This is a genomic window from Bacillus sp. FSL R5-0447, from assembly GCF_038606125.1.
Taxonomy (GTDB): Bacteria; Bacillota; Bacilli; order Bacillales; family Bacillaceae; genus Bacillus; species Bacillus velezensis.
The window spans coordinates 3,034,990-3,049,644 of the sequence record NZ_CP152012.1; the positions used below are offsets into that span (position 1 = coordinate 3,034,990).

11 protein-coding genes are annotated in these 14,655 nt (G+C 46.3%); 1 reads left to right on the top strand and 10 read right to left on the bottom strand.

From position 1 onward, the window contains the following. Nucleotides 1-16 precede the first annotated feature (16 nt). From polA to NYE68_RS15180, 8 genes are all read right to left on the bottom strand, one after another. The gene (polA, locus tag NYE68_RS15145; RefSeq protein WP_015417985.1) at nucleotides 17-2,656 is read right to left on the bottom strand and encodes a DNA polymerase I; all 2,640 of its coding nucleotides are present in this window, start codon (nucleotides 2,654-2,656) and stop codon (nucleotides 17-19) included. Nucleotides 2,657-2,902: 246 nt separating this feature from the next. After that, nucleotides 2,903-4,642 (bottom strand): ATP-binding protein, encoded by a 1,740-nt coding sequence (locus tag NYE68_RS15150; protein ID WP_324636516.1) that lies wholly within the window; start codon nucleotides 4,640-4,642, stop codon nucleotides 2,903-2,905. Further along, nucleotides 4,635-5,354 (bottom strand): response regulator transcription factor, encoded by a 720-nt coding sequence (locus tag NYE68_RS15155; RefSeq protein ID WP_031379143.1) that lies wholly within the window; start codon nucleotides 5,352-5,354, stop codon nucleotides 4,635-4,637. The genes NYE68_RS15150 and NYE68_RS15155 overlap by 8 nt, the downstream gene beginning before the upstream one ends. A 215-nt stretch (nucleotides 5,355-5,569) precedes the next feature. Next, nucleotides 5,570-6,508: a malate dehydrogenase gene (mdh, locus tag NYE68_RS15160; protein ID WP_003152455.1), complete on the bottom strand. Its 939-nt coding sequence runs from the start codon at nucleotides 6,506-6,508 to the stop codon at nucleotides 5,570-5,572. A gap of 45 nt (nucleotides 6,509-6,553) precedes the next feature. Continuing rightward, entirely contained in the window at nucleotides 6,554-7,825 is a 1,272-nt protein-coding gene (icd, locus tag NYE68_RS15165) for an NADP-dependent isocitrate dehydrogenase (RefSeq protein ID WP_007408075.1), read from the bottom strand. Between the two features lie 160 nt (nucleotides 7,826-7,985). Next, nucleotides 7,986-9,104, bottom strand: a complete 1,119-nt coding sequence (citZ, locus tag NYE68_RS15170; protein WP_007613059.1) for a citrate synthase — start codon at nucleotides 9,102-9,104, stop codon at nucleotides 7,986-7,988. Between the two features lie 745 nt (nucleotides 9,105-9,849). Next, nucleotides 9,850-10,260, bottom strand: coding sequence for a YjdF family protein (locus NYE68_RS15175; RefSeq protein ID WP_015240369.1), 411 nt, complete (start codon nucleotides 10,258-10,260; stop codon nucleotides 9,850-9,852). Nucleotides 10,261-10,682: 422 nt separating this feature from the next. Beyond that, on the bottom strand, nucleotides 10,683-11,147 hold the full coding sequence (locus tag NYE68_RS15180; protein ID WP_015417989.1) for a DUF441 domain-containing protein: 465 nt from the start codon (nucleotides 11,145-11,147) through the stop codon (nucleotides 10,683-10,685). Between the two features lie 97 nt (nucleotides 11,148-11,244). Between NYE68_RS15180 and ytvI the strand changes: the two genes are divergently transcribed. Then, entirely contained in the window at nucleotides 11,245-12,360 is a 1,116-nt protein-coding gene (gene ytvI, locus NYE68_RS15185; RefSeq protein ID WP_003152446.1) for a sporulation integral membrane protein YtvI, read from the top strand. 31 nt (nucleotides 12,361-12,391) lie between these two features. Here the strand turns inward: ytvI and NYE68_RS15190 are convergent, their stop codons facing one another. Next, a complete protein-coding gene (locus NYE68_RS15190; protein WP_012118168.1) occupies nucleotides 12,392-12,775 on the bottom strand; it encodes an FxsA family protein in 384 nt (127 codons plus the stop codon). A 110-nt stretch (nucleotides 12,776-12,885) separates the two neighbouring features. After that, nucleotides 12,886-14,643: a pyruvate kinase gene (pyk, locus tag NYE68_RS15195; protein ID WP_031379141.1), complete on the bottom strand. Its 1,758-nt coding sequence runs from the start codon at nucleotides 14,641-14,643 to the stop codon at nucleotides 12,886-12,888. Between the last annotated feature and the right edge of the window lie 12 nt (nucleotides 14,644-14,655).

Sequence of the window (14,655 nt, forward strand, 5' to 3'; positions counted from 1 at the left end):
CTTCCTTTTTCTCTGTTTATTTTGCATCGTACCAAGACGGCCCTGAAGCATAATCCGCCTTCAGCGGCACGTCTAATGCCAAAGCATGCTCCATCACTTCAGGAACCAGCTTCTCTAATATTTCAATTTCTTCCTTAGGCGCTTCAAAAATCAATTCATCGTGCACCTGAAGCAGCAGTCGCGCCTTCAGGTTTTTTTCTTTCAGCTCAGCTGCCATGTCAATCATGGCTTTTTTAATAATATCGGCGGCGCTTCCCTGAATCGGCGTATTCATGGCCGTCCGTTCCGCAAAGCTCCGCAGGTTGAAGTTGCGGCTTGTCAGCTCAGGAATGTAGCGGCGGCGCTGCATAAGTGTCGTGACATATCCTTTTTGCTTCGCTTCCTGCACCGATTCTTCCATATACGCCTTAACGCCCGGGAAGCTCTCCAAATAGCGGTCTATAAAAGCGCCCGCTTCTTTCCGGGTGATGCCGAGGTTTTGTGACAGCCCGTAATCACTGATGCCGTAAACAATGCCGAAATTGACGGCCTTTGCCTGGCGGCGCATCGCTTGTGTCACTTCATCTTCACTGACATGAAACACGTCCATGGCGGTTTTTGTGTGAATGTCCATGTCATTCGTAAACGCTTCGATCAGATTTTCATCTTTTGAAATATGCGCAAGCACCCTTAATTCAATTTGTGAATAATCGGCGGCGAAAATAAGCCAGTCCGGTTCGGACGGTACGAAAGCCTGACGGATTTTCCGCCCTTCCTCCAGCCGGATCGGAATATTTTGCAGGTTCGGATCCGTTGAGCTGAGGCGTCCGGTTTGAGTCAATGCCTGATTGAATCGTGTATGCACTTTATGAGAATCCTTGCGCGTGACTTTCAGCAGCCCTTCAATATAAGTCGATTGGAGTTTGCCGATTTGTCTGTATTGCAGAATGTGCGCAACGATATCATGTTTGTCTGCGAGCTTCTCAAGCACATCAGCTGAAGTGGAATAGCCTGTTTTTGTTTTCTTTACTGGCGGCAGGCCGAGCTTTTCAAACAGAATGACGCCGAGCTGTTTTGGTGAATTGATGTTAAACGGCTCACCGGCGATGTCATGGATTTTTTCTTCATATTCTTTCAGCTTCGCCTTAAGCTCTTCGCCCATTCGCTTCAGTCTTTCAACATCCACTTTGACGCCCATTGATTCCATTTCTCCGAGAATTAGCGCAAGCGGGAGTTCGAGATCTTCATATAATTCAAGCTGATTATTTTCTTCCAAAGCGTCAAGCAGTTTGTCACGGAGGCTGTTAACGGCAGACGCTTTCCGCGCGAGATGATCGGCAAGCTCTTTTTCAGCCGGAACGGCGCGCTTTGCGCCTTTTCCGTATACCGCTTCATCTTTTGAAACGATATTCAGCCCGTATTCTTTCGCTACGCTCGCGACATCGTCGTACGAATTGCCCGGGTTTATAATGTAGGCAGCAAGAAGCGCGTCAAATTCCGTTCCCTTCAGCTCAATTCCCTGCCAGCGCAAAGCGACGACGGAACGTTTGCTGTCGAACACCCACTTTTTCATCGATTCATCTTCAGCCCAAGATTTAAAAGCTTCAGACTGAATGGCGATTTCTTTCGGAATATAATAAAGACCTGTTTCATTCACGATGGAAAAGCCGAGGATCGGTTCTTCGTGATAGTTATCACCGATTTGTTCGACGACCAAAGCGGACGGCGAAACGAGCATATCTTCGGTGATTTCTTCTGCCGTTTCAACATTGATGTCTTCAAAATTTTCTTCCGCCGTTTCGCCGCTTTCTTCACCGAGCCGCTCAAGAAGCGTATTAAAACCGAGGTCTTTAAAAATGGCAACAACTTGTTCACGGTCAAACCCTTGGTAATCTAAATCTTCGGGCTTGACTTCAATCGGCGCATTTGTCATAATCGTCGCCAGCTCTTTGCTCATCAGGGCTTGTTCCTTATATTCTTCAAGCTTTTCTTTTAATTTTTTTCCGCTGACTTCATCAATGGAATCAAGCAGTTTCTCAACCGAATGGAACTGCTTTAAAAGCTTAATCGCGGTTTTTTCTCCGACGCCGGGGACGCCCGGTATGTTATCGGATGAATCCCCCATTAATCCCTTCATATCAATGATTTGCAAAGGGGTCAGACCGTACTTTTCTTGCACGTGCTCCGGCGTGTAATCTTCCACGTCGGTAATGCCTTTTCTCGTAATGGCAACGGTCGTTTTCCCGGTTGCAAGCTGGGTTAAGTCCTTGTCCCCCGAAACTACCTTTACTTCGAAGCCTTCTTTTTCAGCAGAAACGGCAAGGGTGCCGATAATATCGTCCGCTTCATATTCAGGAAGCTCGTAGCGGCTGATTTTGTAGGCATCAAGGAGCTCGCGGATGAACGGCATCTGTTCTGAAAGCTCCGGCGGCGTTTTTTGTCTTCCGCCTTTATATTCTTTAAACGTGCTGTGGCGGAAAGTGGTTTTTCCCGCATCAAAAGCCACCAGCATGTGGGTCGGCTTTTCATCTTCCAGCATTTTCATCAAAATCATCGCAAACCCGTATACGGCATTTGTATGGATGCCTTTTTCATTGCTTAAAAGCGGCAATGCAAAAAACGCCCGGTACGCCAGACTGTTTCCGTCGACAAGCACTAATTTTTTTCGTTCCGTCATTCAATATCCTCCTAAGAGCAAAAGCTCGTCATTCCTCTATTTTTTAATCTCACAGCTTCTCTTATTTTAACAAAGTTCAATTTGAAAGGAAAATGAGCGAACCCCGTGAAAACGCAAAAAAGGACGGGAACAAGAAAATACGTTCCCGCCGTCAAAATTGGCTCCTTGGATGAAGGGGTTCTGTTACATCCTAACAAGATAGGTTTAACAGGTCATGAAGAAATTGTTAATCCTTTGTAAAGCTGATCACGCTTCCGGCTGCCGCTTCAGCGTCACGGTAAATACAGTCCCCTGTCCCGGCTCGCTTGTGACCTCGATTTTACCTTCATGGGCTTCTATTAAGTGCTTCACGATGGCGAGGCCGAGCCCGGTTCCTCCCGAGTTGCGGCTTCTGTCTTTATCCACGCGGTAGAATCTCTCAAATATCCGCGGGATCTCTTCCTTCTGAATGCCGATTCCCGTATCGGACACTTTGATATCGACAACGGTTTCTTTCACATGTACCGAAATCCCCACCGTCCCTTTTTCAGGCGTGTAGGTCAGGGCATTGTTCGCCAGATTCAAAAATACCTGCTTCAGCCTGTGCGCATCACCCGTCACAAAAATCGGCTCTTCCGGGAGATCGAGCTGAAAGCTGATGCCTTTTTCCGCAGCCTTATGCCGCAAAAGCGCCTCAATTTCATGCAGAATTTTTGCGGCGTCAAAGGACTCTACGCGCATCGTAAAGTTTTGCTGCTCCATCTTGGATAAATCCAGTAAATCCTGCACGAGAGATTGGAGCCGCTCACTTTCTTTCAGAATGATAGACAGAAAGTCTGAAAGCGCCTTTTCATCTTTCATCGCTCCGTCTAACAGTGTTTCCGTAAATCCTTTAATCGAGGTGATCGGTGTTTTCAGTTCATGGGAGACATTGGCGACGAAGTCCTTTCTCATCTGCTCCAATTTTTTAATTTCCGTCATATCGTGAAAGACGAGGACGATGCCCTTCCATTCATCGTCAGGGCCCATGATCGGAACGCCGTCAACTTCAAAGTAGCGCCGCTCAATATTGATGGGAAGTCTGAGCAGCTGGCATTTTTTCGTCTCCGTCATAAAAATGTCTTCGACAAGCCGAATGATCTCCTCATGTTCAAACGCATCATGGTAAAGGCGCCGAAGCAGACGTTCAGGCTTTGTATGAAACTGCTTCGTGTATGACCGGTTCACGAGATTGATAAAACCTCGCCCGTCTATTAAAATCAAACCGGATCCGATATTTTCAATGACGGTTAACAGACGATCGCGCTGCATATCCTGCGTTCTCGTCATTTCCATTAAATCGACCGCCAGGCTGTTCATCGCACGCCCGAGACGGTCCGACCGCCTTGCGTAACCGCTGTAGGAGCGGGCGTCATAATTCCCTTTGGACAGCTCCGTCGCCACCTTTGTCGCGGCGTCGATTGATTTTTTGTAACGTGACGTCATGTTTGTATAAAAGAAAACGATAATGATAAAAGCGGTACAAAGACTTGCTGCCAGCATGCCCCACATTTCTCCGGTAACGCTTGAACCGTCGTTGATCTCAGAGGAAACGAGTACATACCCCGCAATTTTCCCGGCGTCATTTTTTACGGCAGTGCCGCGGATGACTTTGCTTTTCGACTGTACGGCTTCCTCGCTTTTATTGTGAGAAATGAACTCCTTTACGGCTGAATCATCAGCACGACTGCCGGAATGAAATACGGCGTCACCCTTCTCGTTGAGCACAGAGACGTTTATACCGAGGGTGCGGCCGGCGTCACGGATTACCGTTTCATTGCTTTTATTGCCGATTCGGCCGGTGTCAAGAAGGCCCGCTATGTATACCGATTCCTTTTTCAGCTGATCCGCCGTTCTTTCTTCAGCGGATGAAGAAATAAGCTGCTGTAAAAAAAGGCCGAGAACACTGAAAACCAATATGATACATACAACGAGTAAAGCGAACAGACGCACACGGACTTTATTCATTCATTTTTGGCTCCTCCAGTTTATACCCCAAACCTCTGATTGTTTTAATATAGATGGGTTTTTTGGTATTTGATTCGATTTTGTCGCGCAGATGGCTGATATGAACGTCAACAATCCGGGTATCCCCGGCAAAATCATAGTTCCAGACCGCGCTCAGCAGAAGATCTCTCGTCAGCACTCTTCCCTTATGTTTTCCCAAATACAGAAGCAGTTCAAATTCTTTAGGCGTCAATTCCAGCTGTTCTGACTTAAAGTAAGCTTCGTAATGCTCCGGAAGAATTTTCAGCTCGCCGATGAGGATCTGCCCGTCCTTTTCCTCTTCTCTGCCTTGTGCCAGCGAAGAAATGTCGGCTCTTCTTAAAATGGCTTTCACCCGCGCAGTGACTTCCCGCGGACTGAACGGCTTTGTCATGTAATCATCCGCTCCGAGCTCCAGTCCCAGCACTTTATCAAACTCCTCATCTTTTGCTGTCAGCATCAAGATCGGAACCATCATTTTCTGCTGTCTGAGCTGTTTACAGACGTCGATTCCGTCCACTTTCGGCAGCATGACATCCAGTACGATTAAATCCGGATTTTCGTTCTCTGCCTGCTCCAAAGCCTCTTCGCCGTCTGATGCGGTAATGACATCATAGCCGGACCGTTCCAGATTATACTGTAAAAGAGTAACGATAGATTGTTCATCATCTACAACTAAAATTTTTTTGTTCATGCTGCGCCCTCCGCTGTCTATTTTCCCCGACATCCAATTTTCTCTATTTTATGTGCTGCATATCACTTTATGATTTCATTTTATCCAATACTGCCCGTTCAGACAATTCGCCTTTTTGATCATTTTCAGAGAAAGGATCGCTCAGGGAAAAAGAAAACGCTTTCATTAATTGTAAAAAGAGGAAGGCTTCTGATTCGGAAGCCTTCCCTTTTTTCTTATGACAATACTTTCATCACGTTTTTGACAGATTCAACTGATTTACTCAGCTGCGCTTTTTCATAGTCTGTCAGTTCAAGCTCGATGATTTGCTCTAGGCCGTTTCCTCCGATAATTGTCGGTACGCCTAAGTAAATGCCTTCATGACCGTATTCGCCTTCTAAGTAAGCGATGGTCGGAAGCACGCGGCGCTGATCTTTCAAAATGGCTTCTACCATTTCAGTCAGTGATGCAGCAGGCGCGTAGTAGGCGCTTCCGTTGCCGAGAAGGTTGACGATTTCCCCGCCGCCTTTTCTTGTGCGTTCTACAATCGCATCAAGACGGTCTTTCGGGATAAGCGTTTCAAGCGGAATGCCGCCCGCATAGGAATAACGGACGAGAGGAACCATGTCGTCACCATGTCCGCCAAGAACAAAACCGGTCACATCTTTTACAGACAGGTTTAATTCTTCAGCGACGAATGTTCTGAATCGCGCAGTGTCAAGCACTCCGGATTGTCCGATGACGCGTTCTTTCGGGAAGCCTGATTCTTTGTACACCGCATATGTCATCGCATCAACAGGGTTTGTCAATACAACGATAATGCAGTCAGGAGAATATTTCACGATCTCACGTGTGACGCTTCTCATGATTTTTTCGTTTGTAGATACGAGATCGTCACGGCTCATGCCCGGTTTTCTCGCAATTCCGGCTGTGATGACGACGATATCAGAACCGGCTGTGTCCTCGTAGTTGGACGTGCCTGTGATTTTCGCGTCAAATCCTTGAACCGGACTTGCTTCGAGCATGTCTAGCGCTTTTCCTTTTGTCGGGTTTTCTAATTGCGGAATATCAACGAGCACAACGTCCGCAAGCTCTTTTTGAGCTGTCAGAAAGGCTGTTGTCGCTCCCGTAAATCCTGCTCCGATAACAGAAACTTTACTGCGTGTTTTTCCCATGATTCTCTTCTCCTTTTTTGGCTTCATTAGAAGTCTGCTTTAGGTTCAGTCCATGTTTTTAATTAGCTCTTCACCAAACTCTGAACATTTCACTTCAGTTGCACCGTCCATTAATCTAGCAAAATCGTACGTTACTACTTTTGAAGCAATCGTTTTTTCCATAGATTTAATGATCAAGTCAGCAGCCTCATTCCAGTTCAGGTGTTCAAGAAGAAGCACTCCTGAAAGGATGACGGATGACGGGTTGACTTTGTCAAGGCCGGCATATTTAGGAGCCGTTCCGTGAGTCGCTTCGAAAATCGCATGCCCTGTTTCATAGTTGATGTTCGCTCCCGGCGCGATTCCGATTCCGCCTACCTGAGCGGCAAGCGCATCAGAGATATAGTCTCCGTTTAAGTTCATTGTCGCCACGACGTCGAATTCGCTCGGACGGGTCAAGATCTGCTGAAGGAAAATATCAGCGATGCTGTCTTTGACGATGATTTTTCCTGCCGCTTCCGCGTCGCTCTGCGCTTTATCAGCCGCTTCTTTTCCGTCTTTTTCGACAATGCGGTCATATTCAGCCCAAGTGAATACTTTATCTCCGTATTCTCTTTCGGCAAGCTCGTAGCCCCAGTTTTTAAATGCCCCTTCAGTGAACTTCATGATGTTTCCTTTGTGGACAAGCGTGACAGACTTACGGCCGTTTTCGATCGCATACTCAATGGCAGCTCTGACTAAGCGGCTTGTGCCTTCTTCAGAAACAGGTTTGATGCCGATTCCTGACGTTTCAGGGAAACGGATTTTGTTAACACCCATTTCATTTTGCAGGAAGCTGATCAGCTTTTCAACCTCTTCAGAACCTTTCGCATACTCAATTCCGGCATAAATATCTTCCGTATTCTCGCGGAAAATGACCATATCCGTATCTTCAGGTCGTTTAACCGGAGAAGGCACTCCCGTGAAATATCTGACAGGGCGCAGGCACGTAAACAAATCAAGCTCCTGTCTCAGCGCCACGTTCAGAGAACGGATACCGCCGCCGACCGGTGTCGTCAGAGGACCTTTGATGGCGATGAAGTACTCTCTGATGTCTTCCAGCGTTTCGGCAGGAAGCCACTCACCTGTTTTATTATAAGCCTTTTCACCGGCATAAACTTCTTTCCACGTGATTTTTTTCTCGCCTTTATATGCTTTTTCAACAGCGGCTTCCAGTACTTTAGAAGCGGCGTTCCAAATATCAGGGCCTGTGCCGTCGCCTTCAATAAACGGGATAATCGGATTATTTGGTACGTTTAATACTCCATTAGAGACTGTAATTTTTTCACCTTGTGACACAATATTACCTCCCAGTATGTAATTCATATTTAGAAAACATTTTATTTTTCTTGTATAGAAAATAAAATGACTTTTCTCAAGATTCTATCAAAATTGTAAACCAATCCGGGCTTGATTAACAAGAGGCTAACGACATGAAAATCACCAGCCTCCCGTTTGATCAGGCTCTTTCATCAATCGGAACAAAAGTCTGCTTATCCGGACCCGTGTAATCAGCGCGCGGGCGGATGAGGCGGTTGTTATCGTACTGTTCAAGAATATGGGCGATCCATCCTGACATTCTGCTGACCGCAAAGATCGGCGTGAACAGATCGTGATCAATGCCGAGACTGTGGTATACAGATGCGGAATAGAAATCAACGTTAGGCGGGAGTTTTTTCTCCGACGTTACGATTTCTTCGACACGGATTGACATGTCGTACCATTTGCTTTCACCCGTCAGATTCGTCAGGCGTTTGCTCATTTCTTTTAAGTGTTTGGCGCGCGGGTCTCCATGCTTATACACACGGTGTCCGAAGCCCATTACTTTTTCCTTTTTCTCCATTTTGCTGCGGATATAAGGCTCGGCGTTTTCCACTTCGCCGATTTCTGTCAGCATTTTCATGACGGCTTCATTAGCTCCGCCGTGAAGCGGCCCTTTTAAAGCGCCGATGGCAGCAGTGATGCCTGAGTAAATATCAGATAAGGTGGCGACACATACTCTCGCCGTAAATGTTGATGCGTTCAGCTCATGATCCGCATGAAGAATGAGCGCTTTGTTAAACGCTTCCACTTCGATCGGAGAAGGCTCTTCACCGTTTAAAGTGTAAAGGAAGTTCTCCGCGATTCCGTACTCTTCCTTCGGTTCAACAGGATCAAGTCCTTTGCGGATTCTTGAGAAAGCGGCGACAATGCCCGGCACTTTCGCCTGCAGACGGATGGCTTTTCTGTAGTTCGCTTCCGGATTCATAACATCGGCTTCACTGTCAGTCAGACCGAGTAATGAAATCGCCGTCCGGAGCGCAGCCATTGGATGTACGTTATTGAGGGGATAGGATTTGAAGTGCTCAATGATTTCTTGTGGAACGGCAGCTTCTTTCGCAAGCTGTTTTTTCAGTTCAGCAAGTTCCGTTTTATTCGGCAGGCGCAGATGCCACAGCAAATAAATAATTTCTTCAAAACTTGCATTCTCTGTCAAGTCGTCAATATCGTACCCTACATATGTAAGGGTATCGTCGATAATAGAGCTTACAGATGATGTTGTTGCTACAACCCCTTCAAGACCGCGTGTTGCTGTCATATTCAACCTCTCCTTTTCAATCAAAATTCCCCTTTAAAGAGTATATAAAACATACGGCTTACTTAAAATGAGTCATGCAAACACTCCCTTTCCCCTTCAAGAAAATGCTTACATTTCACTGGTTGCGGTTACATAACCGATATGCTTATAGAGGAACATAACAAATTCTTATAAGCTTATTTAAGTTTAAGCCTATTCTTATTATAAACAATAATCTGATTAATTTGTAGACTTTTAACTAAAAATGTTTTAAAAGCCCTATATATCAAGGCTTGGCGTTGATAAATTTAATCGTTTGCTTTCAGGCGCTTTGTAAAACCATGTATTCTCATGTTTTCATTTGGGGGAGTTTCGGAGGAGACTTTAAAAGGACAGGCGCGACAACTTCACCGCAAATTTAACCCCCTTCTTTACCGGAGAAGGGGGTTATTTTGTTTACTCGACTGAATCAATGTTCGGATCAGCTTCAGAAATCCAGGTCTTGGTTTTAGTTGGCTCCCCGCACATGGACTGGAATCGTTTGACTGCATTTGCGCTGTTTTCGGGCTGTAAATATCCTCATCAAACCGTTCATCAATTGAAACTGACTCATTTACTGATGTAAGTGATTTTAAATAAATGGCAGAAAAACCCTCCTCATTTCGAGAAGGGCTCTGACTTATACTTCTTTTTCTCTAAATCAGTCCGAAGAAACTAACTGATGCCGCTCAACTTTTCAATCGAAGGGCTTCATCGGGCTCTCCAACTATTTTCCCCTATGCTTTTCTTTTGCTTTTTGTTTTCTGATTAAATATTTTTGTTCCTTTATTTTTTCTCTTTGTTTTCTATTCAGTTGTTTTTTCTTTTCTTTTCTTGCTTCAAGCTCCTGTTTTATCGCTTTTTGTGCCTTAGTTGATATCCCGATATTTTTCATCTCTTTAGAAGCTTGTCGCTGCAATCTTTTTGGGTTTAATTTCTTAGATTTTGCTTTAACACAAACCCCTTCTTGTTCAGTGTGGGAGAGAGTCTGTAAAAGTTGATTATTAACAAAATGCATTATTTCTGAATCCTTTGGCTCTTGTCCAAACAAATGACGAATTGCTCTTAATTTCCCGTCATTCACAACTTCAATGACTCCTACCCAAAACTGACCATCGTAGTAAACCGTTAATTTCATAACGATTCCCTCCTCCTAAATTTACTGAAGAATGATGGACATCCCGAGGAGGGGAAGGTTACTGACATTTTAAATCATGCATCCGGACTACCAACCGAATTGTGTTTTTTCATTCTCATTATAAATCTAACAAACTTTCAAATTGAAGGAAAGAGGGTCTCCGCTTATTTTAACAACACTTCAAGTTTTGCTTTGGTATCAGGCCCATAAATCCCATCAGCTTTTCATCCATTCATCATTGGAATTACTGCCATCGCTGTTTTCGCTCCATGTGCGCCGTCAATCCCGAAGTTCTTTGTTACATGGTAAGCCGCTTCATTCATCGGAATAATGCAAATGGCATTTGTCTGAACTATAAAATGCGAAGGTGCAAACTCTAATTTTCTCCACAAAAAAAAGCAGCTTTACGCCGCTTTTTTACTTTACGAAGTGAACATTTTAACGATTTGCATGGCCAAGTAGGCGATTCCGGCGCCGATTAACGGGCCGACGGCGACGCCTCCGAAAAGCGCGACGGCAAGTATCGTGCCGATGACCAGCGCCGTTGTAATATGAGGGTCGTTTTCCAATAAGGTGAGACCGTTTTTGGCGATTAAGGCAACCGCGATCCCGGCACCGAGAGCGATCCACGCATAATATGATTTCATCGCTTCTCCGAGCTGTTTAAAACCGATATCGCCTGTGGCAATCGGCACTAAAACGGCGATTGTAATGACGGTGACTCCCCAGTTGATGCCTTTTGACTGAATAACCGGAAATAGTTTCTGATCAAGACCGACAGCTTTTATCACAATGAGAAAGCCGACGGCAAAAAGCAATGACTGATTTTTGGCTACCAATGCGATGGCCAGCAATAATAGTAAAAATAAATTCGCCTGTGTAAACATCCTGAAAGCACCTTCTTTCATCATATCTGTATTCATATCCTTTTTTTTGACGAATAAACTAATGTAATAGGACGTGCCGACCGAGAGGAGGATCGATGTGAATCCGCACTATGCAACTGTTTTTTTCCGCGCGCTGTTTGTACTCGCTGCGGCCGGCGGCGCTTTAGCGGCCGGTTACGCCTCATTTCCGTTAACTTATCCGTTTCTGATCGCCCTTATTCTGTCATCAGCGATCATTCCCGTTGTTGACTGGCTGGACAAACTGACGGGGCTGCCCCGGTCAGTCAATACTGTCATTGTCCTGGTCTTCTTTTTGCTTATTCTTCTTGGGGCGGCGACATTTCTCGTTGCGGAAATCATTTCGGGAACCGCCTATCTGGCCAAAACGCTCCCTCCTCATATCAGCGCCTTTATGACGTATTGCGAAGAGCTGTTCACTTCCCGCATTCAGCCATTGTACCACGAGCTGACCGTCCTATTTAACGGACTGGAAACCAATCAGCAGGCATCCATCGTGACGCATATTCAGACCCTCGGTGATACAGCAGCTAAAAATGCGGGGCTGATGCTTTCACATCTTTTGGAGCTGGTGCCGAAATGGATTGCCTTCCTTCCCAATACAGCTGCCGTCTTCATTTTCGCAATGCTGGCGACTTTTTTTATGACAAAGGACTGGCATAAGCTGAAGGCGCTGCTTTATTCCATTTTTCCGGAACGGGTTTCGGCAAACGCCAAGGCCGTATCGGGAGAGCTGAAAAAAGCGATGGCAGGTTTCATTAAGGCGCAGGCCGTGCTCATACTTTTCACGATGATCATTGTCTTTATCGGACTTTTTCTATTAGGGATTGAGCATGCGGCAACCATCGCCTTTTTTATCGGCCTGGTGGACCTTCTCCCGTATCTCGGCGCCGGGTCGGTCTTTGTTCCCTGGATTATGTATTTGGCCATTGCCGGTCAGCTTCCTCAAGCGATCGGTCTCGGTGTTTTATATATTGTGGTTCTCATTCAGCGCCAGCTGACGGAGCCGAAAATTTTAAGCAAGTCAATCGGACTTGATCCGCTTGCGACCTTAATCGCCCTGTTTGCCGGCTTTAAATTGTTCGGAATTTTAGGACTGGCTGCGGGGCCCGCGCTGCTCGTTTTCATTCAGGCCTTTATCACAACGGGCGCTTTAAAAGAAATATGGGCCTATATTACTGTTCAGTCCAAATAAAAACAGCAGCCCTGTAAGAAGGCTGCCGTTTTTATTTGATAATGATCCGCTTGTTTTTTGACATTCCTCTCAGCCATTTGAACAAAAGCGGCTTCATGCGGTTCCGAGTGAACGGAATCAGAAGACAGGCCCCTGCAATATCGGACAGAAAACCCGGAAGCATCAAAAGCAGGCCTCCGAAAAAGACGCATATTCCGTCAAGAAGCGCTTCCCCCGGCATTTTGCCGTGCTGCAGATCGCGCATCACCCGATGATACACATCGGTTCCCTGTCTTTTTGCCACCAAGGCGCCTAACACGCCTGTCAAAATGATGAGAAGGAAGGTCGGAAAAATACCGAGCCATTTTCCCGCCAGCAGAAACAAACCGATTTCAATTGCCGGACATACGATAAACAGTAAGAATAATACTCTCATTTTTCTGCCCTCCTGCCCTTCTAAAAGCGCGTCACCGCCCGCATGGGAATAGGAAAATCAGCCTAAAGACAAAAGAGAAGGGAGAACCCCCCTCTCTTTTTTAAAGCTGTTTAAAGAACGCTTGCGCGGCCTTCATACACAGCGCCGCGGGCAGCGTCAACTGTGATAACCTGTCCTTCTGTTAAAACTGAAGTTGCGTTCTCCAGACCGACGATAACCGGAATGCCCAAGCTTAAACCGACAACGGCTGCATGGCTTGTCAGACCGCCTTCTTCAGTGATGAGCGCTGATGCTTTTTCAAGTGAAGCGATCATGTCGCGGTCAGTGCTTGAAGCAACCAATACTGCGCCGTCTGTCATTTTTTGTTCAGCTTCTTTCGCATTTTTTGCAACAACGACCGGACCGAATGCAGATTTGCGTCCGATGCCTTGCCCTTTCGCGATAATGCTGCCGACAGTGTGGACTTTCATCAGATTCGTCGTGCCTGATTCACCGACAGAACCTGCTGTAATGACAATCAGATCACCGCGTTTCACGATGCCGCTGTCAAGTGATTTTTGAACCGCGTCTTCAAGCATTTCATCGGTTGAATTCGCGTTTTGGCCGCTTGCCGGGAATACACCGAATACAAGGCCGAGTTTGCGTGATACAGACTCATTAACCGTAACGGCTACAATTGGAGCCTGCGGACGGTATTTCGCGATCATACGCGCCGTATGGCCGCTTTCTGTAGGGGTAACGATAGCTGCCGCACTCAGATTGATCGCCGTGTGCGCAACTGATTGGCCGATCGCATCGGTAATTGTCATGCCGACCTGATCTCTGCGTTTAGACAGAATTTCTTTGTAGTTCAGAGATTCTTCCGTGCGTGTGGCGATGTTAAACATTGTTTGAACCGCCTCGACAGGATATTGTCCCGCAGCCGTCTCACCGGAAAGCATGATAGCGTCTGTGCCGTCGAAAATGGCGTTGGCAACGTCACTTGCTTCAGCGCGTGTCGGGCGAGGGTTGCGCTGCATGCTGTCAAGCATTTGTGTCGCAGTAATAACCGGTTTGCCTAGCGCGTTGCATTTTTTGATCATTTCTTTTTGCACGAGCGGCACTTCTTCGGCCGGAATCTCTACGCCGAGGTCTCCGCGCGCTACCATTAAGCCGTCAGATACTTCCAGGATCGCGTCCAGGTTGTCCACGCCTTCCTGGTTCTCGATCTTAGGAATGATTTGAATGTCAGACGCGTTATGCTCTTCAAGCAGTTCGCGGATTTCAAGGACATCCGTAGAACGGCGTACAAATGACGCAGCGATGAAATCAACGCCTTGCTCGATACCGAATACGATGTCTTTGGCGTCTTTTTCAGTAATTCCGGGAAGGTTGACGCTGACGCCGGGAACATTTACGCCTTTTTTATTTTTCAGCGTGCCGCTGTTTAAGATTTTTGTTTTGATTTCGTGTTTTTCCGGATTTGATTCTAGCACTTCCAATCCGATTAAACCGTCATCCAACAGGATGATAGACCCTGCTGACACGTCGTCTGCCAGGCCTTCATAAGAAACTGAGAATTTTTCAAGCGTTCCCAGCACCTGTTTCGTAGAAACGATAATTTCATTTCCCGCCTGAAGCTCAAGCGCGCCGTTTTCCATATCGTGCGTGCGGATTTCCGGACCTTTTGTATCGAGGAGAATCCCCACGTTTTTGCCGAGCTTTTTGCTTGCTTCTCTGATGTTTTTGATTCTTGCGCCGTGCTCTTCGAAATCACCGTGTGAAAAATTCAGACGAGCAACGTTCATACCCGCTTCCATCAATTTTGTCAGCATTTCTACACTTTCACTGGCCGGACCGATTGTACAAACGATTTTTGTTTTTTTCAACTCGTTCACTTC